The sequence below is a fragment of the Pseudomonas sp. genome, assembly GCF_037994325.1.
Lineage (GTDB): Bacteria > Pseudomonadota > Gammaproteobacteria > Pseudomonadales > Pseudomonadaceae > Aquipseudomonas.
The window spans coordinates 1-1,831 of record NZ_JBBNAH010000545.1 but is presented as its reverse complement, the minus strand read 5'-3'; the positions used below and the strand labels follow the sequence as shown (position 1 = coordinate 1,831).

At 53.2% G+C, this 1,831-nt stretch carries 2 protein-coding genes and 2 tRNA genes; all 4 read right to left on the bottom strand.

The window, feature by feature from the left end:
• Nucleotides 1–130: 130 nt before the first annotated feature.
• Nucleotides 131–207: transfer RNA gene (locus AAAB16_RS18215), tRNA-Arg, on the bottom strand.
• Between the two features lie 107 nt (nucleotides 208–314).
• Nucleotides 315–405: transfer RNA gene (locus tag AAAB16_RS18210), tRNA-Ser, on the bottom strand.
• Nucleotides 406–466: 61 nt separating this feature from the next.
• A complete protein-coding gene (csrA, locus tag AAAB16_RS18205) occupies nucleotides 467–652 on the bottom strand; it encodes a carbon storage regulator CsrA (RefSeq protein ID WP_003283978.1) in 186 nt (61 codons plus the stop codon).
• Between the two features lie 197 nt (nucleotides 653–849).
• Nucleotides 850–1,831: aspartate kinase (locus AAAB16_RS18200; protein WP_340664592.1), on the bottom strand; the 982-nt coding region annotated here is incomplete at its 5' end.

Sequence of the window (1,831 nt, the reverse complement as noted above, 5' to 3'; positions counted from 1 at the left end):
GTAGCCGAGTACTCTATCCAGCTGAGCTATGAGTGCAAATTACAACTTTCAACTACTTTTCAGAGACTCTCGTACTACGACTCTGACTTAAACAATCGACCTGTTTAACAACAAATCTGACCGTTTTAAATGGTGCACTCAGGAGGATTCGAACCTCCGACCGCTCGGTTCGTAGCCGAGTACTCTATCCAGCTGAGCTATGAGTGCAGTGTGGCGCAAATTATAAAGCTTCGAAACTGACGGTCAATCGATTTTTTTCAGCAATTTCAACAACTTACCGCTTAAAACCAAACCATCAACTTCTTTCGAAATAATGGCGGAGAAGGGGGGATTCGAACCCCCGACACCCTTTTGAGGTGTACTCCCTTAGCAGGGGAGCGCCTTCGGCCACTCGGCCACCTCTCCGCAACACGGGGCGCATGATATCCATGTTTTCCCCGTTTGCAAAGCCAAAAATTGATAAAAATTAGTGGCTTGGTTCTTGGTCCTTCTCTTTCTGGATGCGCTGGTAAATTTCCTCACGGTGCACAGCAACTTCTTTAGGCGCATTAACGCCAATTCGCACCTGGTTACCTTTAACGCCCAACACGGTGACAGTGACATCGTCACCTACCATCAGGGTCTCTCCGACCCGGCGAGTCAGAATCAGCATTCCTTTCTCCTTACGGATTTACAGTTCAGGACAACTAGACAGTCTGCAAAAATTAAAATGGTGACGGCAGCGGTAGATATCAACCTCACCGCCGCCGTCACCCAAGTATTGACTAGTGTAGGCAGAAAGAAAGTTCCACCTACCCGGCCAAAAAAACAAAAGGCGCAGATTCACCCGCGCCTTCTGGATATTCGCTTTTAATCGCCTTGTCGGGCCGGGGCGTCCAGCTCGAACGCGGTGTGCAGGGCACGTACCGCCAGCTCCAGGTATTTCTCTTCGATCACCACCGACACCTTGATTTCAGAGGTCGAGATCATCTGGATATTGATGCTTTCCTTGGCCAACGCCTCGAACATACGGCTGGCAACACCAGCGTGAGAGCGCATACCCACGCCGACGATCGACACCTTGGCAATCTTCAAATCGCCGCTTACTTCACGTGCGTTGATTTCGCGCGCGGTCTGCTCCAGCACTTGCTGGGCGTTTTGGTAGTCGTTGCGGTGTACGGTGAAGGTGAAATCGGTGGTGTTATCGTGCGCAACGTTCTGCACGATCATGTCCACTTCAATGTTCGCGGCGCTGATCGGGCCGAGAATTTTGAAGGCTACACCGGGGGTATCCGGCACGCCACGGATGGTCAGCTTGGCTTCGTCGCGGTTGAAGGCGATGCCGGAGATGATCGGCTGTTCCATGGATTCCTCTTCATCAATAGTAATAAGGGTGCCCGGACCCTCTTGGAAGCTGTGCAGCACGCGCAGCGGGACGTTGTATTTGCCGGCGAATTCCACCGAACGAATCTGCAGCACCTTGGAGCCCAGGCTGGCCATTTCCAGCATTTCTTCAAAGGTGATCTTGTCCAGACGACGAGCCTGGGGAACAACGCGCGGGTCAGTGGTGTAAACGCCATCGACGTCGGTGTAAATCTGGCACTCCTGGGCCTTCAACGCTGCCGCCAGGGCAACGCCTGTGGTGTCAGACCCGCCACGACCCAGCGTTGTGATATTGCCCTGCTCGTCCACGCCTTGGAAACCAGCGACTACAACCACACGCCCAGCCTTGAGGTCGGCGCGAATTTTCTGATCGTCGATCTGCAAAATGCGCGCTTTATTGTGGGCGCTGTCGGTAAGGATGCGCACCTGGTTACCGGTGTACGACACTGCCGGCACGCCACGCTTAATC